Source organism: Streptomyces sp. PsTaAH-124 (genome assembly GCF_000373685.1).
Classification (GTDB): Bacteria; Actinomycetota; Actinomycetes; order Streptomycetales; family Streptomycetaceae; genus Streptomyces; species Streptomyces andamanensis.
On sequence record NZ_KB892159.1, the window covers coordinates 299,236 to 323,863 of the forward strand.

Annotated in this window: 17 protein-coding genes; 8 read left to right on the forward strand and 9 right to left on the reverse strand. The window is 72.6% G+C overall.

Annotation, left to right across the window (positions count from 1 at the left end; translation table 11 throughout):
- Positions 1 to 104: 104 nt before the first annotated feature.
- From B086_RS0105765 to B086_RS0105785, 5 genes are all read right to left on the reverse strand, one after another.
- Positions 105 to 944 carry a carbohydrate ABC transporter permease gene (locus B086_RS0105765; protein WP_018565455.1) on the reverse strand — a complete coding sequence of 280 codons (840 nt, stop codon included), beginning with the start codon at positions 942 to 944 and terminating at the stop codon, positions 105 to 107.
- Complete coding sequence (locus tag B086_RS0105770) at positions 941 to 2,311, reverse strand: ABC transporter permease subunit (protein ID WP_018565456.1); 1,371 nt, start codon at positions 2,309 to 2,311, stop codon at positions 941 to 943. Before B086_RS0105770 ends, B086_RS0105765 begins: the two co-directional genes overlap by 4 nt.
- Positions 2,312 to 2,317: 6 nt before the next feature.
- Entirely contained in the window at positions 2,318 to 3,655 is a 1,338-nt protein-coding gene (locus B086_RS0105775; protein ID WP_018565457.1) for an ABC transporter substrate-binding protein, read from the reverse strand.
- A gap of 38 nt (positions 3,656 to 3,693) precedes the next feature.
- A complete protein-coding gene (locus tag B086_RS0105780; protein ID WP_037872832.1) occupies positions 3,694 to 5,325 on the reverse strand; it encodes a glycoside hydrolase family 13 protein in 1,632 nt (543 codons plus the stop codon).
- A 203-nt stretch (positions 5,326 to 5,528) separates the two neighbouring features.
- Positions 5,529 to 6,800, reverse strand: coding sequence for an ABC transporter substrate-binding protein (locus B086_RS0105785; RefSeq protein WP_026252142.1), 1,272 nt, complete (start codon positions 6,798 to 6,800; stop codon positions 5,529 to 5,531).
- 128 nt (positions 6,801 to 6,928) lie between these two features.
- Between B086_RS0105785 and B086_RS0105790 the strand changes: the two genes are divergently transcribed.
- The 4 genes from B086_RS0105790 (at position 6,929) to B086_RS0105805 (ending at position 11,693) form a co-directional block, all read left to right on the forward strand.
- Entirely contained in the window at positions 6,929 to 7,444 is a 516-nt protein-coding gene (locus tag B086_RS0105790) for a PadR family transcriptional regulator (protein ID WP_018565460.1), read from the forward strand.
- 9 nt (positions 7,445 to 7,453) lie between these two features.
- Positions 7,454 to 8,236, forward strand: a complete 783-nt coding sequence (locus B086_RS0105795) for an ABC transporter ATP-binding protein (protein WP_018565461.1) — start codon at positions 7,454 to 7,456, stop codon at positions 8,234 to 8,236.
- A gap of 42 nt (positions 8,237 to 8,278) precedes the next feature.
- Complete coding sequence (locus tag B086_RS0105800; protein ID WP_026252143.1) at positions 8,279 to 10,561, forward strand: FtsX-like permease family protein; 2,283 nt, start codon at positions 8,279 to 8,281, stop codon at positions 10,559 to 10,561.
- 91 nt (positions 10,562 to 10,652) lie between these two features.
- Positions 10,653 to 11,693, forward strand: coding sequence for a M28 family peptidase (locus tag B086_RS0105805; protein WP_018565463.1), 1,041 nt, complete (start codon positions 10,653 to 10,655; stop codon positions 11,691 to 11,693).
- Between the two features lie 44 nt (positions 11,694 to 11,737).
- Here B086_RS0105805 and B086_RS0105810 read toward each other — a convergent pair whose 3' ends face one another.
- Positions 11,738 to 12,655 (reverse strand): Bax inhibitor-1/YccA family membrane protein, encoded by a 918-nt coding sequence (locus B086_RS0105810; RefSeq protein WP_018565464.1) that lies wholly within the window; start codon positions 12,653 to 12,655, stop codon positions 11,738 to 11,740.
- A 277-nt stretch (positions 12,656 to 12,932) separates the two neighbouring features.
- On the opposite strand from B086_RS0105810, the gene B086_RS0105815 reads away from it, so the two are divergent.
- On the forward strand, positions 12,933 to 13,742 hold the full coding sequence (locus B086_RS0105815) for a S1 family peptidase (protein WP_078530990.1): 810 nt from the start codon (positions 12,933 to 12,935) through the stop codon (positions 13,740 to 13,742).
- A gap of 49 nt (positions 13,743 to 13,791) precedes the next feature.
- Here the strand turns inward: B086_RS0105815 and B086_RS0105820 are convergent, their stop codons facing one another.
- The 3 genes from B086_RS0105820 to B086_RS39250 all read right to left on the reverse strand — a co-directional run bounded on the left by B086_RS0105820 (position 13,792) and on the right by B086_RS39250 (position 20,539).
- Positions 13,792 to 15,021, reverse strand: coding sequence for an epoxide hydrolase family protein (locus B086_RS0105820; RefSeq protein ID WP_018565466.1), 1,230 nt, complete (start codon positions 15,019 to 15,021; stop codon positions 13,792 to 13,794).
- Between the two features lie 29 nt (positions 15,022 to 15,050).
- On the reverse strand, positions 15,051 to 15,509 hold the full coding sequence (locus B086_RS0105825; protein ID WP_018565467.1) for a nuclear transport factor 2 family protein: 459 nt from the start codon (positions 15,507 to 15,509) through the stop codon (positions 15,051 to 15,053).
- A gap of 170 nt (positions 15,510 to 15,679) precedes the next feature.
- The gene (locus B086_RS39250) at positions 15,680 to 20,539 is read right to left on the reverse strand and encodes a ricin-type beta-trefoil lectin domain protein (RefSeq protein WP_018565468.1); all 4,860 of its coding nucleotides are present in this window, start codon (positions 20,537 to 20,539) and stop codon (positions 15,680 to 15,682) included.
- 260 nt (positions 20,540 to 20,799) lie between these two features.
- Between B086_RS39250 and B086_RS0105835 the strand changes: the two genes are divergently transcribed.
- The 3 genes from B086_RS0105835 to B086_RS0105845 all read left to right on the forward strand — a co-directional run bounded on the left by B086_RS0105835 (position 20,800) and on the right by B086_RS0105845 (position 24,593).
- Positions 20,800 to 22,293 (forward strand): S53 family peptidase, encoded by a 1,494-nt coding sequence (locus B086_RS0105835; RefSeq protein ID WP_018565469.1) that lies wholly within the window; start codon positions 20,800 to 20,802, stop codon positions 22,291 to 22,293.
- 301 nt (positions 22,294 to 22,594) lie between these two features.
- On the forward strand, positions 22,595 to 23,338 hold the full coding sequence (cseB, locus tag B086_RS0105840) for a two-component system response regulator CseB (RefSeq protein ID WP_018565470.1): 744 nt from the start codon (positions 22,595 to 22,597) through the stop codon (positions 23,336 to 23,338).
- Position 23,339: 1 nt separating this feature from the next.
- The gene (locus B086_RS0105845; protein ID WP_018565471.1) at positions 23,340 to 24,593 is read left to right on the forward strand and encodes a sensor histidine kinase; all 1,254 of its coding nucleotides are present in this window, start codon (positions 23,340 to 23,342) and stop codon (positions 24,591 to 24,593) included.
- Positions 24,594 to 24,628 lie beyond the last annotated feature (35 nt).

A 24,628-nucleotide genomic window follows, 5' to 3' on the forward strand; every position in this document is an offset into this window, starting at 1 on the left:
CGCCCATGGCCATCCGGAACACGTGGCGCGGGGGCCCTGGGGTTCACACGTGTCAGGTCCCGGCGGGTCCGTCCCTGCCGCGACGGGCCTGCCGGGACCGTCTCCTACTTGACCGACCCGGCCATCACGCCCTGCACGAAGTGCCGCTGGAAGGCGAAGAAGACCACCAGCGGTACGACGAGCGAGACGAAGGCGCCCGGTGCGAGGACGTCGATGTTGCTGCCGAACTGCCTCACCTGGGACTGGAGTTCCACGGTGAGCGGCTGGGAGGAGCTGTCGGCGAACAGCAGGGCGACCAGCAGGTCGTTCCACACCCACAGGAACTGGAAGATGGCCAGGCTGGCGAGGGCGGGGCGGCCGACCGGCAGAACCAGCTGGACGAAGATGCGCCATTCGCTGCCGCCGTCCATCCGGGCGGCCTCCAGCATCTCCTTGGGGATCTCGGCGAAGTAGTTGCGCAGCAGGAACACCGCGAACGGCAGGCCGTAGGCCACATGGAAGAGGACCACACCGGGGATCGTGCCGAACAGGCCGAGCTGTCCGAAGAGTTTGGCGACCGGCAGCAGACCGATCTGCACGGGCACCACCAGCAGGGCCACCACCAGCAGGAACAGCGGCTCGCGGCCGGGGAAGTCCAGCCAGGCGAAGGCGTATCCGGCGAGCGCGGCGAGGAGGACCACGAGCGCGGTCGCCGGCACCGAGATCAGCACGGTGTTCCAGAAGGCCCGGGTGATCCCGGCGTTCTGGAGCAGGGACGAGTAGTTGTCGAAGGACAGCTGTCCCGGGCTGCTCAGGGCCGTCCACCAGCCGCCCTTGGCGGTGTCCTCGGAGGACCGCATCGAGGAGACGAAGAGCCCTGCCAGCGGGGTCAGCCAGATCAGGCCGATCACCACGAGGAAGGCCTGCACCAGGCTGTTGCCCAGGCCCCTCCTGACCGCGTTCATCGCTGGCTCTCCTTGAAACGGCGGACGTTGAAGATCATGGCGGGGATGACCAGGACGAGCAGCAGGACGCCGAGGCCGCTGCCGAGGCCCTGGTTGTTGCCGCCGCCGAAGGACACCAGCCACATCTGGGTGGCCAGTACGGTGGCGTCCTCCTGGACCGGTCCCGGCGCGATGATGTAGACGAGGTCGAAGACCTTCAGGACGTTGATGACCAGGGTCACGAAGACCACGGTGAGGACGGGCGCGAGCAGCGGCACGGTGATGCGCCGGAAGACCTGCCACTCGTTGGCGCCGTCCATGCGCGCCGCCTCCAGGGTGTCCCGGGGCAGGGTGGACAGTCCGGCGCCGATCAGGACCATCGCGAAGCCGGTCCAGATCCACAGATAGGCGCCGATGATCGCGGGGGTGACGAGCGTCGGGCCGAGCCAGGAGATGCCCTGGTAGGGCGGGGCGAAGTTGGATTTCGGCAGTCGCAGCGTGTACGCGCCGTCGTCCAGGCCGGAGAAGCGGAAGGAGCCGTCGGCGGCGGTCGTGGTGTGCGCGACGGTCCGGCCGCCGCTGACCGCTTCGACCTTCATGCCGGGCAGCCCGTTCTCCTGCCGGTCGACCTTGCCGGTGGTGCCCGCGCCGCCGGGGGTGAAGTCCAGGTAGACGACGCCGCGCACCTCGTCGGCGGCGGCCTTGTGCCCGCTCGCCGGGTAGGCGGGGGCCGCGTTCTCCGGCAGGTCCTTGGGCAGGACGCCGACCATGGGGACGGTGACGGCGGAGCCCGGCCGGACGGCGGCCGTGCTGTACGAACCGTCGCCGCCCTGGGTCAGTCCCTGCGGGCCGGTGCGGGCGCGGGCGGTCGGGTAGGCCGAGGTGCCGCCGAAGGCGTCGTGGACGGAGACGGCGGCGGCGTTCAGCACGCCCTTGTCCGGGTCCTGGTCGTAGGCGAGCCGGAAGATGATCCCGGCGGCGAGGAAGGACACGGCCATGGGCATGAACAGCAGCAGCTTGAACGCGGTGGCCCAGCGGACCTTCTCCACCAGGACGGCGAGGATCAGTCCGAGCGCGGTCAGCAGGGCCGGGGCGACGACCACCCAGATGACGGTGTTCCGGATCGCCTTGAGCGTCGCCGGGTCACGGAACATCTCGGTGTAGTTGTCGGCGCCGACGAAGCGGTCGCCGGAGGCGTCGAAGAGGCTGCGGCCGATGGAGAACAGGACGGGGTAGACGACGAGCGCGCCGAGCAGGAGCAGCGCGGGGAAGGCGAACAGCACGGCGATGATCCGGCCCCGCCGCCGCAGCCGCCGGGCGTTGCCGGAGGGTGCGGCGGACGGGGGCGGGCCCGCCGCCGCCTTCTCGGTGAGTGTGGTGGCGGCCATGTGCGATCAGCCCTGGTACGCCTTGGCCGCGGCGCTCTCCAGCTCGGCCGCGGTGCCCTTGGCGTCGGACGGGTCGCGCAGGAAGTCCTGGAGGAGCTTCCACTCGCCGACGCCCTTGGTGCCGCCGAACGACGCGGGTGCCTGGTCCGACATGTCGAAGCGGACCGAGTCCCCGGCCCCGACGAGGGACTTGGCGGTGGCCCGGGTCACGTCGTCGCCGTAGGCGGCGAGGTCGAGGGCCTTGTTCGGGGACAGGAAGCCGCCCGCCTTGGCCCAGACGCCCGCGGCCTCGGGGGTGGCCAGGTACTCCACGAGCTGCATCCCGGCCTTGCTGTTCTTGCCGTCCTTGAGGACGACGGCCGCGTCACCGCCGCTGACCACCGGCGCCTTGCCGCCGTCGACGGGCGGGAACGGGAAGAAGTTCGCGTCCTTGCCGACGGTCCTGCCGAACTGGTCGTGGGCGACACCGGCGACGAAGTCGCCCTCGTAGACCATGCCGGCCTCGGGCTTGGGACCGAAGACCTTCTCCACCGAGCCGGGGAAGTCGGTGTTCAGGGCCTCCTTCTGGCCGCCCGCGAGGAGCTGCTTGTCCTGGAACAGCTTGCCGAGGGTGTCGAGCGCCTTGACCACGCTGGCGTCGGTCCACTTCAGCCGGTGGGCGGCGAGCGCGTCGTACTTCTCGGGTCCGGCCTGGGAGAGGTAGATGTTCTCGAACCAGTCGGTGAGGGTCCAGCCGTCCTCTCCGGCGACCGAGAAGGCCGCGAGCCCGGAGTCGGAGACGGTGTGTCCGGCCGTGAGCATCTCGGCGTAGGTGGCAGGCGGCTTGACCCCGGCCTGGTCGAGCGCGGCGGGGCTGTACCAGACGGTCGACTTGTGGGCCGCCTTGAAGTACAGGCCGTACAGGGTGTTGCCGACGCTGCCGTACTTCTTCCACACGGGCGCGTAGTTGCTTCCGACGGACTGCTGGGTGGCGGCGGACAGCGGCTTGAGCCAGCCCTTCTTGGCGAACTGCTGGAGCACGCCGACCTGCGGGACCATCACGACGTCGGGGGCGTTGCCGCCCTCGATCTTGCTGCCGATCACGGTGGAGACGTTGTCGCCGGTGGAGACGAACTGGGTCTTGGCGCCGGTCTTCGCGCTGAAGGCGTCCAGCACCTTCTGGAAGTTCTTCTGCTCGCTGCCGGTCCAGACACCGGCCACGGTGACCGTCTGACCGCTCAGGGTCTTGGCGCCGCCGTCGCCGCCGCCCGCCGAGACGGGGTCGTCGCTGCCGCAGGCGGTGGCACCGAGGGCGAGCACGAGGGCGGTGCAGCCGGTGAGGAGCGCGGTACGTCGTCGCATCATCGTTGATGTCCCTTCACGGGTGGATAACTGACGGAAACTCAGAGGGCGGCGGGGTCGGTGATCCACCAGGCGGCGGTGGACCCGGCGAGCACGCCGGGCGGGCACGGTCCGCTGGTCAGCAGCGGTGTACCGGGGACCGGGGCGGGGGTGGGCGCCGTGCCGAAGTTGACGGCGCAGACCAGGCCGTCGCCGCGGGCGAAGGCGAGGACACCGGGCGGGGTGTCGAGCCAGCGCAGCGTTCCTTCGCCCAACTGCGGCAGAGCGGAGCGCAGTTGCAGGCCCTCGCGGTAGAGGTGCCAGAAGGAGCGGGTGTCGGCGAGCGCGCGGTCGGTGGCGTACTCGGCGAAGTAGTCGGGCTGCGGCAGCCAGGGCCGGGCGCTCTCGGCGCCGGAGGTGAAGCCGAACGGCGACGCCTGTCCGGACCAGGGCAGCGGGACCCGGCAGCCGTCGCGGATCCGGGCCCGGCTGCCGGTGCGGTGGAAGATCGGGTCGGTGAGGACGTCGTCGGGCAGGTCGACGACCTCGGGCAGGCCCAGTTCCTCGCCCTGGTAGATGTACGCGGCGCCGGGCAGCGCCAGCATCAGCAGTGCGGCGGCGCGGGCGCGGGCGGTGCCCAGGCCGCTGCCCTCGGGGGTGGGCTCGCCGTAGCGGGTGACGGTGCGCACCTGGTCGTGGTTGTTGAGGACCCAGGTGACGGTGGAGCCGGTGCCCGCGATGTCCTGCATGGCCTCGGAGACCACCTTGCGGAAGGCGTCGGGGTCCCAGGGGGCGCTGAGCAGGTCGAAGAAGAACGCCTGGTGCAGTTCGTCGGGGCGGACGTAGCGCGCGTGCTCGCGTGCGGTGGGGACGGACACCTCGCCGACGAGCAGCCGCTCCCGGCCGTCCTCGGCGGTGTACTCCTCGCACAGGGCGCGCCAGCGGCGCCACACGTCGTGCACCTCGGGCTGGTTCCAGGCGAGCGGGTTGACCGAGTCGCGGGTGCGGGCGTCGGCCTCCGGGTCGGGCGAGTCGGGCAGGTCCAGGTGTTTGAACAGCCCGGCGGCGACGTCGATGCGGAAGCCGTCCACGCCCCGGTCGAGCCAGAACCGCAGCACCCGGTCGAACTCGGCGGCCACCTCGGGGGTGCGCCAGTTCCAGTCGGGCTGCTCGGGGGTGAACATGTGCAGGTACCACTGGCCGGGCCGGCCGTCGGCCTCGGTGATCCGGGTCCAGGCGGGGCCGCCGAACATGGCGTGCCAGTTGTTGGGCGGTTCGGCGCCGTCGGGGCCGCGGCCGTCGGCGAAGTGGAAGCGGGCGCGGGCCGGGCTGCCGGGCGGGGAGCCGAGCGCCTTCCGGAACCAGGGGTGCTCGCTGGAGCAGTGGTTGGGGACGATGTCGAGGAGCACCTTGACGCCGAGTTGGCGGGCGGCGGTCATCAGCCGGTCGAACTCGCCGAGGTCGCCGAAGAGCGGGTCGACGTCGCAGTAGTCGGCCACGTCGTAGCCGTGGTCGTGCTGCGGGGAGCGGTAGAAGGGGCTCAGCCAGATCCCGTCGACCCCGAGTTTGCGCAGGTAGGGCAGTCCCGCACGGACCCCGGCCAGATCGCCGACGCCGTCACCGGTGCTGTCCAGGAAGCTGCGGACGTACACCTGGTAGATCACGGCGTCCCGCCACCAACGATGCCTGTTCACACGATCGACCCGTCTCTGAAAGCCACGTGAGCCACGGAAGCAGCCCCGTCGTTGTGCATGCATGTTATGTAGGCGTTTCGCGGAGGTGTCAACGAAGTCGACGAAAGTACGGTGCAGTTACTCATGCAGATGCATGACAAAAGGGAGGTATCCCGGCACGGTGTTATGGCCGCGTTACCTAACGAGTAAGTATCTAGGTGTGCCTAGCGGCGGGTGATGTCGTCCAGTTCCCGGGCCAGCCGGCGCACGGCCTGCTCAGGTGTCTGCTGCCCGGTCAGCGCGTCGTGGACGACCGCCTGCACCACCAGGCTGACCTGGTCGTAGTGCGGGCTCTTGGGGCGCGGCGCGGCGGCGAGCACGGCCGCGCGCAGGGTCGGCAGATACGGGAACCGCCGCACCAGCTCCGGGTCCTGGTACAGGTCGGCCCGGACAGGGGGCAGCGCGCCCCGGGTGAGCACCTGCCGCTGGACCTGCTCACCGGTGAGGTACTGGATCAGGCGCTCGGCGGACTCGGGGTGCCGGGCATGGGTGTTGACGGCCAGGTCGGAGCCGCCGAGCACACTCGTGCCCGGTCCGTCCGGGCCGGGCAGCGGCACCGCGCCGATCTTCCCGGCGACCGCGGAGCCCTCGGCGGCGGCAACGGCGTAGGCGTAGGGCCAGTTGCGCAGGAAGAGCAGATGGCCGTCCTGGAAGGCCTGCTTGGACTCCTCCTCCTTGTAGGACAGCGCCGCCCGGGGGATCCAGCCCTCGCGGAAGCCGCGCGCCAGGAAGCCGATGCCCTCGCGGGCCGCGGCCGAGTCGACGGTGACGCGCCGGCCCTCCTCGCCGAGGATGGTGCCGCCGGCGGAGTACACGGCCTCGGCCGCGTTGACGGTGAGCCCTTCGTAGGACAGGAACTGTCCCGCGTAGCCGTCCAGCCCGTACCGGGGGGCGATGGCCCTGGCGTCCTGCTCCAGCTCGGCCCAGGTGCGCGGCGGCGGCACACCCGCCGCGGCGAGCACGTCCTTGCGGTACAGCAGGAGCCCGGCGTTGGTGACGTAGGGGACGGCGTACAGCCGGCCGTCGTAGGTCGCTGTGTCGACGACCGGCGGCAGGAACGACTTCAGCGGGAAGCGCTCGGCCGGCAGCGGGCGGATCCAGCCGGCCGCCGCGAACTCCGAGGTCCAGTTGACGTCGATGTTGAGCACGTCGAAGCGGCTGCGGTCGCCGCCGCGCAGGTCGGTGGTCATCTGCGCGTGCGTCTCGTCGGCCGAGTCGGGCAGCTCGACGAGCGTCACCCGCTCCGCCGGATGGGTCCGGTTCCAGCCTTCGAGCAGCGGGCCCAGATAGCCGGTGAGGTCCCCGGCGGTGGCCAGGGTGAGCGGTCCGCGCGTACTGCCGCCGCCCTCGTCGGCCCGCGCCCCCGAGGCGACACATCCGGTCATGACCACGACCAGTGCGAGAAGCCCCCTACCGGTGGCTCGTATCCACCGCATAGGTTCCTCCTTGCACACCCGCCACCGGCACCTTCGCCGAGCGTCAGCCCATGTATACCCGTTAGGTATGGGCGATACTAGGGTCCGGAGCACAACAGGCAGATGACAAGGTCAGGAGGACAGCACGCGTGCGCCTGCACCTCCTGGCCCTGCTCGCCCGAGGCCCCGCACACGGCTACGAGCTGAAGCAGGACCTTGAGCAACTGCTCGGCTCCGCGTACCCTCAGCCGAACGTCGGCCAGATCTATGTGACCCTGGGCCGCCTGGAGAAGACCGGCCTGATCCAGGGGGAACAGGTCGAGCAGTCCAGCCGGCCCAACAAGAAGATCTACCATCTCACCGACGCCGGACGGGACGAGCTGCGCACCTGGTTCGCGGAGCCCGAGGACGAACCGCGGGTGCGGGACGAGTTCTTCATGAAGCTCGCCCTCGCCCCGCGGACCGGCCTCGCCGACCAGATCACCCTGATCAACCAGCAGCGGCGGCAGTACCTCAACACCATGCGCCAGCTGTCCAGGCTGGCCGCGGCCGAGGACCGGGACAACCGGATCGCCCAGCTGCTCATCGAGGGCGCCATGCTGCACCTCCAGGCCGATCTGGACTGGCTGGAGCGGTGTCAGGAGGAACTGGAGGAGCTGGAGTGAACGACCGCCATGGGTGACGGGCGCTCGGTCCGGGACCAGGCCGCCGAACCCCCCGTGCTGCGGGCCGAGCGACTGGTGAAGACCCACCACGGCGAGGGCGCGCCCGCGCATGCCGTGCGCGGGGTCGGTCTGTCGGTCCGGCGGGGCGAGTTCGTGGCGGTCACCGGACCCTCCGGGGCCGGCAAGTCGACGCTGCTCCATCTGCTCGGCGGGCTGCAACGGCCCGACGCGGGCAGCATCTGGCTGGACGGCCGGTGCACCGACTCCTACAGCGAGGCCCGTTGGGCACAGGAGCGCAGACGGACCGTCGGGATCGTCTTCCAGTTCTTCAACCTGGTCTCCAGCCTGTCCGTCGCCGACAACGTCGAACTGCCCGCCCTGCTGGCCGGCCGCACCCCGCGCCAGGCCCGCGCCGAGCGCGAGGAACTCCTCGCCGAACTGGGCCTGGACGGCAAGGGACGCAGCATGCCCGGCGAGCTGTCCGGCGGCGAGCAGCAGCGGGTGGCCCTCGCCCGCGCCCTGGTCAACCACCCCCCGCTGCTGCTGGCCGACGAACCGGCCGGCAGCCTCGACAGCAAGGGCACCCGCGAGGTGATGCGGCTGCTGTCCCGCTTCCACGCGCGCGGCCAGGCCATCGTGCTCATCACCCATGACGCCCGGCTGGCCAGCGCCGCCGACCGGGTGATCAGCTTCTTCGACGGCCGGATCGCCGACGACGCCGAACTGGACGGCGCGCCCGTGCCGGGCCGGGGCATCTCCCGGGTGCTGGAGCTGAAGGACCGCACCCGGTGAGCGGCGGTCCGCGCCACCCCGACCGGCCGGGGGGCTGACACCGTGCGAGCCGCGTTGCGCTGGGCGCACTCCGATCTGCGCACCCATCGCGGGGAGGCGCTGTTCCTGGTGCTGGCCACGGCCGGCATCGTCGTCTCGCTGCTGCTGGCCACCGCCCTGTTCGGCTACGCCACCAACCCCTGGCAGCGGGTGTTCACCCAGTCCCGCGGCGCCCATGTGTGGATCCACACCGTGAAGAACGCCGACACCGCGCGCCTTTCGGCCCTGGACGGCGTGGAGTCCGTGGCCGGCCCCTACGCCGACGAGTTCGCCACCGTGTCCTCGCGCGGGGTGCGCGCCTCCGTGGAACTGCGCGCCACGCCGGGCGAACCGGCGGTGGACCGGCCGCTGCTGGTCTCGGGCCACTGGCTCGACGCGCGGCAGCCGGACGGCGTGGTCCTGGACAGCCGCCTCGCCCGCGCCCTGCTCGCCGAGCCCGGCGACACCCTCACCCTGCCCGACACCGCGCGCACCCTGACCGTGGTCGGCGTCGCCGAGAGCGCCGAACCCCGCTACCGGCCGGGCGAGCAGCCCGGACTGGTGTGGGCGCCGCCCGCCGCGGTGCACGACAGCGGCGGCCAGGTCGTCGGACTGCGCCTGGCCGACCCCGACGACACGGACTACGCCGTCCAGCGGGCCGTCACCGTCCTGGGCGCCGGTGTGGTCGGCGAGGTCTCCACCTGGCGGCAGGCGCGGGCCGAGGCACAGGGCGACGACCGGCTGCTCGGCCAGGTGCTCGGGCTGTTCGGCCTGGCCGCGCTGCTGGCGGCGGGCCTCGCCGTGCACGGGGCGATCGGCGCCCGGATCCGCGGACATCTGCGCGACATCTCCGTGCTGAAGGCGATCGGCTTCACCCCCGGCCAGGTGGTCCGGATCTTCCTGCTCCAGCATGCGGCGTACGCCGTGCTCGGCTCCGTGGTGGCCGCGGCCCTGGTCAGGGCGCTGGGCCCCCGGCTGCCCGGCCGGCTCGGGGACGCGGTCGGGGTGTGGCAGGGGCTGCCGGGCCACAGCGCGGCCCTGCTCGCGGTGCCGGTCTGCACGGTGCTGTTCATCGGTGCCGTCACCGGGCTCGCGGCCTGGCGGGCGGGCCGGGTGCCGCCCGTCCCGGTGGGCCGCCGGAGCCAGGTGTCCGGCGGGCGGCTGCCGGGGGCCGCCCGGCGCGCCCTCGGGCTGCGGCTGCCGCCCGGGGTGCTGCTGGGCTGGCACCGGACCGTCACCAGCCGCCGCCGCACCGTCGCCACGGTCGGCCGGTTCGCCCTGCCGCTGCTGCTCATCGTGGTCGCGACCAGCGCCTGGACCACCATCGACCGCTTCCACGACCGGCCCGAGCGCCTCGGTCTGCCGGCCGCGCTCACCGTCCGCACGGACGGCACCCTGGACGACCGGGAGACCCGGGACCTGCTCGGGCGCGAGCCGCGGGTCGCCGCCGTCTACCCGGGGGTGCAACTGGCCGCGCTCGTACCGGGGCAGACCTCCACCATCGCCCTGCGCGGCCTGGGTACCCGCCAGTCCCCCTACCCGTACCGCGTCGCCGAGGGCCGCGCGGCGCACGGGCCGGACGAGGCGGTCGCCGGGCAGGGACTGTTCGACCTGCTGGACGCGCGGGTGGGCGACTGGGTGCGGATGACGGTGGCCGGACAGCCGCAGGTGCTGCACCTGGTGGGCCGCAGCATCGAACCGGAGAACGCCGGACGGGTCGTCTCCACCTCCCTGGACACCCTGCGCGAGAACGACCCCGGACTGAGCGCCACCCTCTACCAGGTGCGGCTGCGCCCGGACACCGATCCGCGGCGGGCCGCCGCCGCGCTGCTCACCGCCGGGCACGGCCACCTCGACGTGCACGCGGTGCCCAACCCCGCCGACGGGCTCTCCGCGCTGCGCGGTCTCGTCGCCGGTCTGGTCTGCGTGCTCGCGCTGATCGGGCTGATCGAACTGCTGGCCGCGATCGGCAGCACGGTCCGCGAGGGCGAACGCGACCTGCCCGCCCTCAGGGCGATCGGGCTGACACCCCGTCAGGTCACCGCCGTCACGGTGACGGCGACCGCCTGCACCGCCCTGGCCGCCGTCGTGCTCGCCACGGCCGTCGGACTGCCCCTCGCCCGCTGGCTGATCGACGCCCAGGGACGCTCCAGCGGCATCGGCGCCGGGATCGCCGCCGGTCCCTCCTGGCTGTTCCTGGTGCTGCTCGCCGTCGCCGCCGTCGGCGGTGCCGCCGTCCTGGCCGCGGTACCGGCCGCGCGTGCCGTCCGGCGGCGGCCCGCCGACACCCTGAACACCGTCGCCTGAGCACCGTCCGTACGCGGGTGTGCGGGGTGCGTGTCCCGGGGGGTGTTAGGTTTCTCGGCGGACCACACACCCCGCCGAGCCCGGAGTGGCGATGACCGATGACACGTGGGCACCGTTCCCCGACGCCGACGCCGCCCGGCTGCGCCGGGACGTGGAGTTCCTCGCCGCCGGACCGCGCGGGCGGCGCCGCGCGCCCGGCGCGATGGAGCGGGCCGAGGAGTACGTACGCGCCGAACTGGCCGGTGCGGGCTGGCAGGTGGAGCGGCAGCCGTTCGACCTGCGCTGGCGGATCGGCGCGACCGACCGGCACGGCCACCGCGCGCTCGTGTGGAAGCCGAGGCTGCACCGCCGGCTGCGCGGCGCCAATCTGATCGCCGTCCTGCCCGGCGCGCCCGTGGGGCCCACGGTGCTGGTCGGCGCGCATCTGGACACGGTCGACGGCAGTCCGGGCGCGGACGACAACGCCTCCGGGGTCGCGGTGCTGCTGGAGACCGCGCGGCTGCTGGCCGCCCTGCCCGATCCGCCGCCGGTCGCCCTCGCCGTGTTCGACATGGAGGAACTGGGCCTCATCGGCGCCCGGCACGCCGCCCGCGCGCTGAGCCGGGACGGCCTCGGGGGCACGGGCGGGCGCCGGGACATCGCCGGGATGATCTGCCTGGAGTCGGTCGGCTACTTCGACGACGCACCGGGCAGCCAGCGGCTCCCGGCCGGATTCGCCACGGCGTTCCCCGGGACGGCGGCGGCCACCCGCGCCGACGGCCACCGGGGCGACTTCACGCTCGTGGTGCACCGGCGCTCCTCGGCCGCGGCCGCCGCGCACTGGCAGCGGGCCGCCGCCGCCACACCGGCCGCTCTGCGCGGCCTGCTCCTGCGGGACCCGCGGCCGGACGGCCCCGCGGGCCTGCTCATCGGGCTGGCGGTGCCGCCCGCCAACCACCTGGGCCGCAGCGACCACGCGCCCTTCTGGAACCGGCGGATCCCGGCGCTGATGCTCACCGACACGGCCAACTTCCGCAATCCGCACTACCACCGGCCCACCGATGTGCCCGCCACACTGGACTACGCGCGGCTGGCCGCCGTCACCGCCGCGACCGCGGCCACCGCCACCGCCTGGCCGCACAACCGGTTCTGACGGTACGTCAGGACACTGGGCGCGCCCGCCCGGCACCCGTGCCGTCAGTAGAGGACGTCCTCCTGCGGTGCGAGCGTGAGCAGCCGCACGGTCTCCACGTACAGCCACACCAGGGTCAGGGTGAGGCCGAAGGCGGCCAGCCAGCTCTCCTCGCGCGGGAGCCCCCGGGTGAGGGCGCTCCGGACGCGGCGCAGATGCAGGGTCAGGAAGGAGGTGCCGAGGGCGACGCCGACGGCACCGGTGAGGATGCCGAGGCCACCGCCGCGCAGACCGAGGCCGTCGGTCTGCGGGAGGGCGGACAGGAGGAGGTCGGCGGCGGCGAGCAGGAGCAGACCGAGACCCGTGGCCCCGGCGAGCCCGCGGGCCCGGCGTGCGATACGGGTCCAGCGCAGCCGGTGGGCCGCCAGCACGGCGGCGGACGAGGTCATCGTGCCCAGCACCAGGTGGACGAAGACCCCGGGGGCGACCTGCGCGGAGGCGGTGTTCGACAGCACACCGAGAAAGGCGCCCAGGAACACCGCGTGGGCGAGGGCGAGGACCGCCGAGGGCCGGGTGCGGACGTACTGGAGCACGACCAGGGCGACGGCGGCCAGCCCGGCGGCGCCCGCGACGCCGTAGGACCAGCCGGTGCGGGCCGGGGGCAGCGGTGGCACCGTCCATGCCAGGACGGCGGCGGCGGTCGCCGCGCCCAGGGCGAGGGCGGCGCGGGACACCACGGCGTCCATGGTCAGCAGGTCACCGACGAGGGCCGGGGACGGTCCGGGGCCGGGCGCGGGGGCCGGTTCCGGTCCCGTGTCCTCGCCGGTGCCGGTCCGGTCCCGCGCGACGACGAGCCGGATCTCCCGCTCGACCCGCGGATCCCGGTCCGCTGCCGCGGTCTTGCGCCCGCCCCGGCGTTCGAACCGACGCCGGGACAACAGGGGGTTGCTGCTCTTCAGGGAACGCTGCTCGACACCTGCCACCGCAGACACCTTCCTCCGACCTGCTCACACTTTCGCACACATTTCACCCAGACCCTATCCCTAGAGTCACACATATCTTCGCCGCCGACCTCACCGGTCGAGACAGTGACTGATACCGGGCGGAGCGGTGTCCGCGCCCCGGCCGACATCCGGCGGCGGCCGGGCGGATGCCGGGGCGGACCAGGCTCCGGCTCAGGCGGCGGCCGGATGCCGTCCGCCGTGCCGGACTCGCCGGGCAGTGCACCGGCGAGCGGACCGAAGCGAAGTGAGGTCATCCATGGGCAGGTTGATGAAGCGGCGGCGGGCGATCGTGTCCCTGGCCGGTGCCGGAGCGGTGGGCGCCGTGCTGACCGGGGCGCCGACCGCCTCGGCGGTCGTCGGCGGGGTGCCGGTCGCGGACGGCGAACGGCCCTTCGTCGTACAGATCGAGCAGCGGGACGAGGACGGCACCTGGTCGCACTACTGCGGCGCGGCGCTCGTCGACCGCCGGGTCGTCGCCACGGCGGCGCACTGCGCCAGGTTCGCCGTGTCGGGCCAGGTGACGATCCGGCTGGTGCTGGGCCGGGCCGACTCCGCCTCCTCCGGCGGGACGGTGGTGACCAGCGACCACTTCACCGTCTACAGCCACCCGCAGTTCAACATCGCGACCAACACCGATCTGGGGCTCATCGTGCTCGACGCCCCGGTCACGCAGACACCCGCCGCGCTGCCCCGGGCGGCGACCGAGCTGCGGCCGGGCCGGATCCTGCGCGCCGCCGGCTGGGGACGCACCGACCTGGAGAGCCCGGACAAGCCGTCGCGCCTGCGGGAGGCGAGCCTGCCCGTCAATGCCTTCGACACCGAAGGAGGCATCTGGGACAAGGAGTTCATCTGCGCGGGCACCGCCGAGCGGCGGGTCGCCCCCGGTGACAGCGGCGGACCGCTGTTCGACGCGAAGGGCCCCGGCAAGACGGTCGTCTACGGTCTGGTGACCGGCGAGACCAACACCTGCACCGGCCTCTTCACCAACCTCGCCGACCCCACGCTCTGGGAGCCGTTCCGCGCACCGCTCGCGGCGCACGGGCTCCCACACGTCATCCCGCACTGATCCCCGGCGGTCGTCCCGCACTGATCCCCGGCGGGGAGCCGCCGAGCGGTCAGCGCAGCTTGCGGTAGGTGGCGCGCAGGTCGTCGATCCACGCCTCGGGGTTCTCGTAGGGACCGAAGTGACCGCCCTTCTCATGGACGTGCACGTCCCGGATGTCCGCGTAGAACTGTCCGCCGCCCGCCTTGAAGATCGCGACGCGCTCCTCGGCGGTCTCCGCGCCCGGGGAGGAGTCGCCGAGCAGGAAGGTGAAGCTCGCCGGGGCCTGGACGTACGGCGTACGGTCGTGGGCCGGCGCCGGCGGGTACAGGCTGGCGTTCTTGTAGGCCCGGATCGAGGAGCCGATGGCCTGGTTGACCCAGTAGACGGTCGCGAAGGTCAGCAGGTCGTCGGCGGGCCACTCCGCCGCGAAGTCGGCGTTGCGGTCGCTCCACGTCTTGTACCGCTTGAGGATCCAGGCCAGCATGCCGGCCGGCGAGTCGTTCAGACCGTGGGTGACCGTCTGCCCGTCCAGCAGGTGTGCGGCCACGTGCGAGACATAGATGTTGTTGCGCCGCACCAGCCGGGCCCGCTCCCGCTCGGGCAGATCCTCGGTGCGCTGTCCGCCGGTCAGGTCCCAGAAGCGGTCGCCCTGGAACATCGCGGGCGGCATCTCGTTGCCGAGGTGGATGCCGTAGAGGGAGTCGGCGTACTTGTGGCCGAGCCGGGCGCCCACGAGCGCGCCGTAGTCGGCGGCGCCGACCCCGTACCGCTCGTAGCCGAGGATGCCGGTCATCAGGGTGTGGAAGCGGTCCGCCATGCTCGCGTAGTTCTCCCGGGGCGCGGTCAGCGGCGTGGAGAAGCCGAAGCCGGGCAGCGAGGGGACGACGACGTCGAAGGCGTCGGCGGGGTCGCCGCCGTGGGCGCCCGGGTCGGTCAGCGGGCCGATGACCTTGTGCCAGTGGTGGTGGGTCCACGGCCAGCCGTGCATCAGCAGCAGCGGGATCGGCGCCGGGCCCTTGCCCCGCTCGTGGACGAAGTGCACCGGCGTGCCGTCGACGTCCAGCCGGTGCTGGTTGACGGCGTTGAGCTTCGCCTCGGCGGCGCGCCAGTCGAAGCCGTCGGCCCAGTACTCCACCAGTGGCTTGAGGTACGCGGTGCTCAGGCCGTAGGTCTCGTTCTCGTTCTCCGGGTCGGGCGCGAAGCGGGTGGCCTTCAGGCGGGCCCGCAGATCGTCCAGGACCTCCTGTTCGACCTGGACGGTGAACGGCTCGAGGGTGCGGGTCTCTCCGGTGGTGTCCATGGTTTCCTCTTCCTGGGGGGCGGGGCGGGTCAGTGGGTGAAGTCGACGCGTACGCGGGTCAGGACCAGCTCGGCGATCTTCCAGGTACCGTCCACCTTCGTGAAGCGCGGCCGGTAGTGGCCGTACCCGTGCATCTCGGTGAACTCCGGGCGGCCGTCTGCGTCCGTGCGGGCGGGGCGCTTGATCAGGTCCTCCATCGCCCACACACCGCGCGCGGAGGTGTCCGACTCGACGTCGATCTCGTCCGAGAAGAGATGGTGGACGAGGACGGCGCCGGGGCCGACGCTCACCGGGATCGTCGCGGCGATCTCGGCCGGTGAGCCCATGGTCCGCAGGACGGTCCCGTCCACGTTGTGCGGGGTGAAGGTGCCGTCCTCGGTGAAGAGCGACGCCAGCTCCGACCAGTTCTGGTGGTCCGCCGCGTAGACGTAGCGCGCCATCACCCGGCGCAGTTCCTCGATGGTGCTCAGCCGTTCCATGGCGTTCATGCCAGTGCCCGTTTCTCGCTTTGGACTGTTCGGTCCACCCATCATGCGCCCACAAGAATGGACCGTCAAGTTCAGACTTCGATGGGGCCGGAAAAACACATGTGAAGTAACGCACGGCGCCCCCGGGAACACCTGGATGTTCCCGGGGGCGCCACGAGCGGACGGGTTTCTCAGACGGGGAGCTTCCAGAGCTGGTTGTCGGAGGCCGCGCAGGTCCAGATCTGGAGCTTGGTGCCATTGGCCGAGCTGGGACCGGTCGCGTCCAGGCACTTGCCCGACTGCGTACCGACCAGCGTCCCGTTCGCCTGCGCCTGCCACTTCTGCGACGCCGCACCCGAACAGGTCGCGAGCTGTACGGCCGTGCCGTTCGCCGTGGCGCCACCGGCCACGGTCATGCACTTGCCCAGCGCCCGCAGCGTCCCGTCCGATGCCACCGTCCAGGACTGCGCACTGCCGGAACCACAGGCGTTCAGCTGCACCGCCGTACCGTTCGCCGTGGTGCCACCGGTCACCTCGGCACACTTGCCGCCGTACCCGCTGACCACACCGGCCGGACGCGACGACGGCACACCCCAGATCTGATTGTCCGAAGCCGCACATGCCCAGATCTGGAGCTTCGTGCCATTGGCCGAACTCGGACCGGTCGCGTCCAGGCACTTGCCCGACTGCGTACCGACCAGCGTCCCGTTCGCCTGCGCCTGCCACTTCTGCGACGCCGCACCCGAACAGGTCGCGAGCTGCACCGCCGTACCGTCCCCGGTACCGCCGCCCGCCACCGTCATGCACTTCCCCTGAGCCCGCAGCGTCCCGTCCGACGCCGCCGTCCAGGACTGCGACGCCGCCGAACCGCACGTGTTGAGCTGCACAGCGGCGCCCTCCGCCCCGGCCTCCACGCACTTGCCGTTGTATCCCGCCACGCGCCCCGAGGGACCCGAGGCCGAAGTGCCGGTCGGCACCTGCCACTTCTGGCCCACGTCACCGGGGTTGCACGCCCAGATGATCAGCGGATTGCCGTCCGCCGTGCTGCCGTCCGCGTCCTCCAGGCAGTAGCCGGACTTGGCGTTGACGAGGTAGCCGTTGGACGAATCCACCGACCACTGCTGCTCCTTGGAGCCGTCGCAGTAGTCCAGGACGACGCGGGTGCCGTTGCCGGTGCCGCCGTTCTCGGTGGTCATGCACTTGCCCTGGTTCCACAGGGACTTGTCGGCGCCGAGTGCCCACTGCTGGGAGGCGTTCTGGTTGCAGGAGCGCAGGACGACCTGCACTCCGGCGGCGGGCCCGGCGGCCAGGTCGACGCACTTGGAGCCGATGCCGGTGATGTGGCCGACGGGTCCGTCCGGCTGCGGGGCCGGGGTGTGGACGGTGCCGCCGATGGCCATCGCGAAGACATGGCCCTGGGGCGCGCCGGTGCTCGGGTCCTCCGAGGCGGGCAGCACGACGGCCTGGACGGTCTTGCCCGCGGCCAGGGGCACCTTGGTGGTGAAGAGGCTGACCTTCTGGTTCTGCCTGCCCTCGCTGTTGTTGATGTACGGGAAGGAGGACAGCAGGTCGCTGCCCTGGGCCACATTGGTGCCGTCCCACCAGTCGGAGAAGCTGAGGCCGTACTGCTGGGTCGTGCCGTCGGTGTAGACGATGGTGCCGACGCCCTGGTGGGGGCCGCTGGTGCCGCTGCCGACGAAGCCGAGTTCGCTGCCCGAGCCGGACAGGGCGACCGCCTGGCCGCGGGTGTCGAGGGCGTCGGGGCTGCCCGCCGGGACGTCGGGCCACTGGTAGGTCAGCCCGGCGTGGGTGAAGGACGTGCCGGGGGCGAGGCCCTCGGCGGCCAGGGCCTGGGCGGAGAAGCTGAAGCCGCCGCCGTCGTACTTGCCGGGCTTGGTGTTGCCGTCGTCGGTGACACCGACGTTGGTGTACGCGGCCTTCTGGCTTGCGAAGGGTACCCGGAGGGTGGCGGCGGCCGTGTAGGAACCGGCGGTGTGGGTGGCGGTCGCGGTCAGCGGGCTGTTGCCGGGGGCCGCGCCCGAGGGGGCGGTGACACGCCAGGTCGTGGTCACGGTGGTGCCCGCGGCGACGCTGGTGAAGGTGGCCGGAGTGGTGGCCTGCACGGTCCAGCCCGAGGGGGCGGGCACGGTGACGGTGACGTTGGTGAGCGCCGCGCCGGTGCCGTTGGTGAGCGTGGTGGTCGCCTCGGTCGTCTGGCCGGGCTGGATCACCGGCGCCGTCTTCAGGGCGAGGACGTCCTTGACGACCATCACCATGGAGCCGGTGACCCCGCCCACGGTGACCTTGATGGTGGTGACGCCGTCGGAGGCGGCGCTGACCACGCCCGAGGAGCTGACCGTGGCCACGGCCGGGTCGCTGCTGGCGTACTGGACGGTGGTCTTGGACAGGTCCGTGAAGGTCTGGTCGTTGTTGACCGCCTCGACGATGTCGTCAGCCGTGATCGAGGTGTCCCGCTGTTCCTTGGCGGGGTCGGTGTCGTCCTTGATCCACGGGTTCTTCTTCGTCAGGTCGAGGGTCTCGCCCGCGTGGAAGACGACCCGTCCGGGCTGGACGGTGACGGTGCGCACCTTGGGGGTGAGGGTGCCGGTGATGTTCACCGTGGCGGTGCTCCGCACGGTCGCGGAGTCGGAGGCCACGCGCAGCGCCCAGGCGCCGGGGAACACGGTCTGCCGGGACGTCGCCGGGTTCCAGACGCTCAGGTCCGCGGCGGCCACCGGCAGGGTGACGTGGATCTTCTCGCCGGGGGCGAGGACTCCGGTGTTCTTGAAGCCGACGAGGCGCTGCCTGGGCAGTGTCGCACCGGAGACGGTGAAGGTGTTGGCGGCGTAGAGCTGGGCGACGGTGGCGCCGGGGGTGTCGCCGGTGTTGGTGACGTCGAAGGAGACGTTCACCGTGCCGTCGGCGGTGATGGCCGACTTGTCCACCTGTGCGGCGGAGTAGGTGAAGCCGGTGTAGCTGAGCCCGTAGCCGAACGGGTAGGTGGGGGTGCCGGTGAAGTACTGGTAGGTCTGGCCCTTGCCGTCGCTCTGCGCGGGCGTGAGGCCGTAGTTGTTCTTGCCGGTGAGCTGGGTGTCGTCCTTGTACCAGGTGAAGGTGAGGTGGCCCTGCGGGTTCTGCTTGCCGAACAGGACGTCGGCGAGCGCGGTGCCCTGGCTCTGGCCGTTGTAGCTGCTGAAGAGGATGGCGGCGGCCTTGGACTGCCGGGCGGCGATGTCCACGGCGCCCACGGCCTGGAGGTCGAGGACGGTGTTCGGGTTGCCGAGCGCGGCGACCTGGTCGATCAGGGCGTTCTGGTTCCCGGGCAGGGCGAGGCTCTTGCGGTCCTTGCCCTCGGAGGCGGTGTCCTGGTCGGTGCCGGCCACGACGACGACCAGGTCGGCGGCCTTGACGGCGGCCTGGGTCGCGGCGCTGAGCGTGATCGCGCCGGTGCCGGTGGTGCTGCTGCCGGCCGCGTCGTAGAGGACGGACGCGCCCGGGTTGGCGGCCTTCAGCGCGTCGGTGATGCCCTGCCGCATGGAGATCTGCTGTGCGGGGGCGTTGCCGTAGCTGCCGAGGCTGACCGTGTCGGCGAGCGTGCCGAGGACGACGACCTTGCTGACGGAGGCGGCCTTCAGCGGCAGCAGGGGGCGGCCGGTCGCGGCGAGGGTGCCGTTCTTCAGCAGCACCATGGAGGCGTCGGCGGCCTTGGCGGCGAGGGCCTTGTGGTCGGCGCTCTGGATGACGGACTTGTCGATGGAGGTGTAGGGCACACTGCCGGCCGGGTCGAACTCGCCGGTCCTCATGCGGACGGTGAACACCTTCACCAGCGCGGTGTCGATGACACCCTCGTCGAGCAGGCCCGCGCGGACGGCCTCCAGGACGTTGGCGGTGGTCATCTCCTCGCCGCTGCAATTGAGGTCGTTGCCCGACCTGAGGGCCATGGCCTGGCCTCCGGCCGGGGCGCGGACCTCGTCACCGGTCTTGCCGTTGATCCACAGCGGGTTGCCGTGCGAGCCGTTGGTGGTGAAGGGCGCGGGCGCCCAGTTGTGCCCCTCGTCGGGGAGTTTGTAGGTGGTGCCGACACCGCCGCAGTCGGAGGTGGTGAAACCGCCGAACCCGTAGGTGCGCTGGGCGAGCAGGTTGTTGGTGTACGTGTTGGCGACGGCCGGGGTGCCGTTGATCGCGTTGTACGAGGTCATCAGACCGGCGACATGCGCCTCGCCGATCAGGCTCGCGAACTGCTTGGTGTAGTAGTCGCGCAACTGGCTGTCGTCGACGTCGGAGCTGATGCCGGTGCGGCCGTCCTCGACGTTGTTGAGGGCGTAGTGCTTGGCGGTGGCGGCGGCCTTGAGGTAGCCGTTGAGGGAGGTGCCGTCGGGCTTCTGGCCCTGGAAGCCGTCGACGAACTGGCCGCCCAGCTCGGCCTGGAGATAGGGGTCCTCGCCGTACGACTCGTCGTGCCGTCCCCACAGCGGGTCGCGGTCGTTGTTGACGGTCGGGGCGAAGTAGGTGAGGGCGCCGTAGTTGTCCGCCGAGGAGCCGAGGTTGTTCTGGCCGGTGCCGAACAGCGACTTGTCCAGGAAGCCGCGTGCCTCGTCGGAGATCGCCGAGCCTTCCTGGTACTGGAGTTCGGGGTCCCAGGCCATGGAGGTGGCGAGGCTGGTCGGGAAGCCGGTGGCCTTGATCGGCCAGGAGCCGCCGTCGCCGACATTCTTGCCGTTGCCGAGGGCCTGGATGCCGTGCAGGGCCTCGTTCCAGTACGTGTATCCCTGGACGCCCAGGGCCGGTATGGCGGGCGCGTCGTTGGTGATGAGCTGGCGGATCTTCTGGTCCAGCGTCATCCGGGCGACGAGGTCGGCCGCGCGTTCCTCGAAGGAGTACCGGGTGTCCTGGTAGACCGGGGTGGCGCGGGCGGCCCGGTCGGTGACGGTGGGCCGGCCCAGGGGCGCGGCGGTGGCGCCGGGGACGGCCAGGGCGAGGGCGACGACGGCCGTGGCGAGGACCGCGGTCCGTCTGCCGCGGCGGCGCGGATGGCGTCTGGGACGGTGCATGTGTGTCTCTCTCCGGAGGTGCGATGGCCGATCGGCCACCGTGCACCTTGTCACATGTGGTCCACCCCGGGCGCGTGTTTCCGGGTCACATGTCGACAAGCGTTCCGCTGGGGATGTGTGTGGTCTCGAACCGGTGTCGGAAAGGCGTGTGTTCGGCTGAACCCTGCGACGGGGCCGGTCCGTTGTGACGAGTGGAGGAGCTGTCGTCGCCCGCGGCCTGTTCCGTACGAGTCGTTCAACCGTATTCCGAGGAGGACGGCATGAGCCCGTCGTCGCAGTCCCGTCCCGTCGAACTGGTGTTGACGGTCCGTCGCCGCCGGCAGCTCCCGGACCATCTCGTGGCGGGGCCCGCGACGCTGTCCCGGGACGAGCTGGCCGCCGCGTACGGCGCCGACCCGGCGGACATCGCGCTGGCCCGCTCGGTGCTGGAGCGCGCGGGCCTTTGGGTCACCGAGTCCGACGCGGCCTCCCGCCGGGTGGTCGTGCGGGGTGAACCGGCTCTCGTGGACGAGGTCTTCGGCACCGGGACGGGCCGCCACGACGACGGCCGGACGCACCCGCGGCCGCCGGCCGAACTGGGTGAGGTGGTCCGCGCGGTCGTCGGTCCGGGCACCCGGCCGCTCGCCACCCCGCTGTTCCGCTCCACGCCCGGACAGCCCCGGCTCGCCTACACCCCGCCCGAGCTGGGCAGCCTCTACGGCTTCCCGGAAGGCACCGACGGCTCCGGTCAGGTGCTCGCCGTGGTCACCGTCGACGGCGGCTGGCGCCGGACCGACCTGGACGCCTACTTCGCCGGGCTGGAGCTGCGCACGCCGGACATCCGCGCGGTCGGGGTCGGCGGCGCGGCGAACTCCCCGGGCCCGGCCGACGCACCGCCCTCCCCCGCGGACATCGAGGCGGCCCTCGACATCCAGGTCGCCGGTGCCCTCGCGCCCGGGGCCCGCCTGGTCCACTACTTCGCGCCCAACACCGGCAGCGGCATCCTCGACACCCTGCGGGCCGCCGTGCACGCCACGCCGACGCCCACCGTCATCAGCCTCAGCTGGGGCTCCTCGGAGCAGGTCAACCCGCCGGACTTCGTGACGGCGGTGGAGGACCTGTTCCAGGAGGCCGCCGCCCTGGGCATCACCGTGTGCGCGGCGGCCGGCGACGCGGGCAGCGGCAACGGGGAGGGGGACGGCGGCGCGCACGTGAACTACCCGGCCTCCAGTCCGCATGTGCTGGCGGTGGGCGGCACCACGCTCGTCGCCGACCCGGCCGACGGCGCCGTCCGGGCCGAGACGACCTGGAACGCGGGCGCGGCCCGCGCCACCGGCGGCGGGGTCAGCGCGCTGTTCCCGCGGCCCGGCTGGCAGGAGCACGCCGGGGTGCCGGACCGGTTCGGGGCAGGCGGTACCGGCCGCGGGGTCCCGGACGTCGCGGCCGACGCGGACGGCAGCACCGGCTACCAGGTGCTGATCAACGGCAGGTCCGTCGTCGTCGGCGGCACCAGCCCGGCCGCCCCGCTGTGGGCGGCCCTGGTCTGCCGCCTCGCCCAGGCACTGGGCCGGCCGCTCGGCCTGCTCCAGCCGCACCTCTACCGCGACCTCGTCCCCGGCAAGGTCCCGGCCGGATTCCGGGACGTGGTGAGCGGCGACAACGGCGCCTACGCGGCGGCACCCGGCTGGGACCCGAACACCGGGCTCGGCTCCCCCGACGGCACCGCCCTGCTCGACGTGCTGAGGTCACGCACCGCAGCGGGCCCCACGGCCTGACGCACCACCGGACGCCCGCCGTCCACCGCCCCGGCCCGGCCCCGGCCCCGGCCGTGGTGTATCGGGGTGGCGGCGCGCCGGGACCGTACCGGGTGGGCGGCAGCGAGCAGGACCGGTTCCCGGTTCCCGGTGCCCGTGGCGTCCGTACTGCTGCGCGCGGACGGTCCGTACGGGGTCGCACCGGTGCCGGTGTCACTGCGCGTGACGGGCTCCCGGTCCGCTGAGGGCCGGAGGAACGGCATGATGGAACGGCCCGCACCCCCGCCGGGTGCGGGCCGCACCTACGTCCGGATGGAAGAACATGTCTGTTGCACCGGCCGCCGGGAGCGGCGAAACCCCGGTCACCCTGCTGCTCGTCGAGGACGACGAGGTGATCCGGCGGTCCGTCACCCTCGCCCTGGAGCGCTACGGGTACCGGGTCCACGCGGCCGCGGACGGCCTGAGCGGTCTCGAACTGTTCCGGGAGGGCGGCCACGACCTGCTGCTGCTCGATGTGATGCTGCCCGGCCTCGACGGCATCGGGCTGTGCCGCCGGGTGCGGGAGAGCAGTACGGTGCCGATCCTGATGATGTCCGCGCGCGGGGACGCGCTGGACGTCGTCTCCGGTCTGGAGGCGGGCGCGGACGACTACGTCGTCAAACCCGTGGACACCGCCGTCCTGGTGGCGCGCATCCGCTCGCTGCTGCGGCGTGCCGCCTTCGCCGCGCCCGTCGGGGCGGCGCCGGACCCGGCGGACGCGGCCGGGTCCGGAAACGGTGCCCGGCTGCTCTTCGGGGACCTGACCGTCGACACCGCGGGCCTGGAGGTGCGGCGCGGCGGCGAGCCGGTCGCCCTGGCGCCGACCGAGCTGCGCCTGCTGCTGGAGTTCGCCGCACACCCCGGTGTGGTGCTCGACCGGCAGACACTGCTGCGCAATGTGTGGGACTACGGCTGGGACGGGGACAGCCGGGTCGTCGATCTGTGTGTGCAGCGCCTGCGCAAGAAGATCGGCGCCGACCGGATCGAGACGGTGCGCGGTTTCGGCTACAAGCTCCTGCGGCGCTGACATGGACACCTTGCGCTCGCTGCTCAACTGGCGTTCGCTGCGCTGGCGAATCGCCCTGCTGGTCGCCGTGGCCTGCTGCGCGGTCGCCCTGACCATCGGGGTGCTGGTGCACGCAAGCACCCGGGACCGCTCGCTGAACGAGGGCGCGGTCAAGGCGCGCAACGCGCTGTCCCTCGCCCTGGAGCGGTACGAACGCGACGGCGCGACGGCCGACGGGGAGCTGGTGCGGGACGGTGCCGTGCCCGACGAGCTGGTGAGCCTGCTGCGCGACGGGCGGTCCGACGACCCGGTGGCGATCTGGTACGACCCCACCCCGGTCAGGCCCAGGATGTGGGCGGCGCAGCTCTACCACGGGCAGCCGTACGCGGTGAACGTCGACATGACCCTCGACCTGCTCTCCCGCAACGCGCTGGACCGGCACATGTGGAAGTACTCGGCGCTCGCGCTGGCCGTGGTCGTCCCGCTGTCGGCGCTCGCCGCCGAGCTGCCCAACCGCAGGCTGCGCCGGGTGGCGCGGACCGCGCGCCGGATCTCGGCCGGTGACCTGGACGCGCGCACCGCCGCCGGGGGCGGCGGGCGCGGCGACGAGGTCACCGAGATCGCCGCCACCGTGGACGCGATGGCGGACAGTCTGCGCGACCGGCTGGAGACCGAGCAGCGGTTCACCGCCGATGTCGCCCATGAGCTGCGGACGCCGCTGATGGGCCTGGTCACCGCGAGCGGGCTGCTGCCCGAGGGCGAGGCGACCGACCTGGTGCGCGACCGGGTGGGGGTGCTGCGGACGCTGGTCGAGGAGCTGCTGGAGATCTCCCGGCTGGACGCGGGTGCCGAGCGGGCCGAGTCCCGGCCGGTGCCGCTCGCCGAGGTGGTCGCGGACTCGCTGGCCCGGACCGGGCTCGCGGCGCGGTGCACGGTCGGCGCGGTGGCGCCGGTCGAGACGGATCCGCGGCGCCTGGACCGGATCGTCGCCAACCTGGTCGTCAACGCGCACCGGCACGGCCGGGCCCCGGTCGAGATCGAGGTCACGGGGACCACGGTCACGGTCCGCGACCACGGTGACGGCTTCCCCCGGGACCTGCTGGCGCACGGGCCGCAGCGGTTCCGCACCGGCGCCGCCGAACGCGGCCGGGGACACGGGCTCGGGCTGACCATCGCGCTGGGGCAGGCGCGGGTTCTCGGCGCCTCGCTGGAGTTCGCGAACGCGCCCGGCGGCGGGGCGGTGGCCACGCTGCGGCTGCCCCCGGCCGGGGCCTGACCCGGCCCGCCGGGTCAGGCCGCCGCCCTCGCCCG

Coding starts and splice junctions, on each gene's coding strand:
- B086_RS0105765 (WP_018565455.1), bottom strand. CDS start 944: ATGAACGCGGTCAGGAGGGGCCTGGGCAACAGCCTGGTGCAGGCCTTC.
- B086_RS0105770 (WP_018565456.1), bottom strand. CDS start 2,311: ATGGCCGCCACCACACTCACCGAGAAGGCGGCGGCGGGCCCGCCCCCG.
- B086_RS0105775 (WP_018565457.1), bottom strand. CDS start 3,655: ATGATGCGACGACGTACCGCGCTCCTCACCGGCTGCACCGCCCTCGTG.
- B086_RS0105785 (WP_026252142.1), bottom strand. CDS start 6,800: ATGCGGTGGATACGAGCCACCGGTAGGGGGCTTCTCGCACTGGTCGTG.
- B086_RS0105795 (WP_018565461.1), top strand. CDS start 7,454: ATGGGTGACGGGCGCTCGGTCCGGGACCAGGCCGCCGAACCCCCCGTG.
- B086_RS0105805 (WP_018565463.1), top strand. CDS start 10,653: ATGACCGATGACACGTGGGCACCGTTCCCCGACGCCGACGCCGCCCGG.
- B086_RS0105815 (WP_078530990.1), top strand. CDS start 12,933: ATGGGCAGGTTGATGAAGCGGCGGCGGGCGATCGTGTCCCTGGCCGGT.
- B086_RS0105820 (WP_018565466.1), bottom strand. CDS start 15,021: ATGGACACCACCGGAGAGACCCGCACCCTCGAGCCGTTCACCGTCCAG.
- B086_RS0105825 (WP_018565467.1), bottom strand. CDS start 15,509: ATGAACGCCATGGAACGGCTGAGCACCATCGAGGAACTGCGCCGGGTG.
- B086_RS39250 (WP_018565468.1), bottom strand. CDS start 20,539: ATGCACCGTCCCAGACGCCATCCGCGCCGCCGCGGCAGACGGACCGCG.
- B086_RS0105835 (WP_018565469.1), top strand. CDS start 20,800: ATGAGCCCGTCGTCGCAGTCCCGTCCCGTCGAACTGGTGTTGACGGTC.
- cseB (WP_018565470.1), top strand. CDS start 22,595: ATGTCTGTTGCACCGGCCGCCGGGAGCGGCGAAACCCCGGTCACCCTG.
- B086_RS0105845 (WP_018565471.1), top strand. CDS start 23,340: ATGGACACCTTGCGCTCGCTGCTCAACTGGCGTTCGCTGCGCTGGCGA.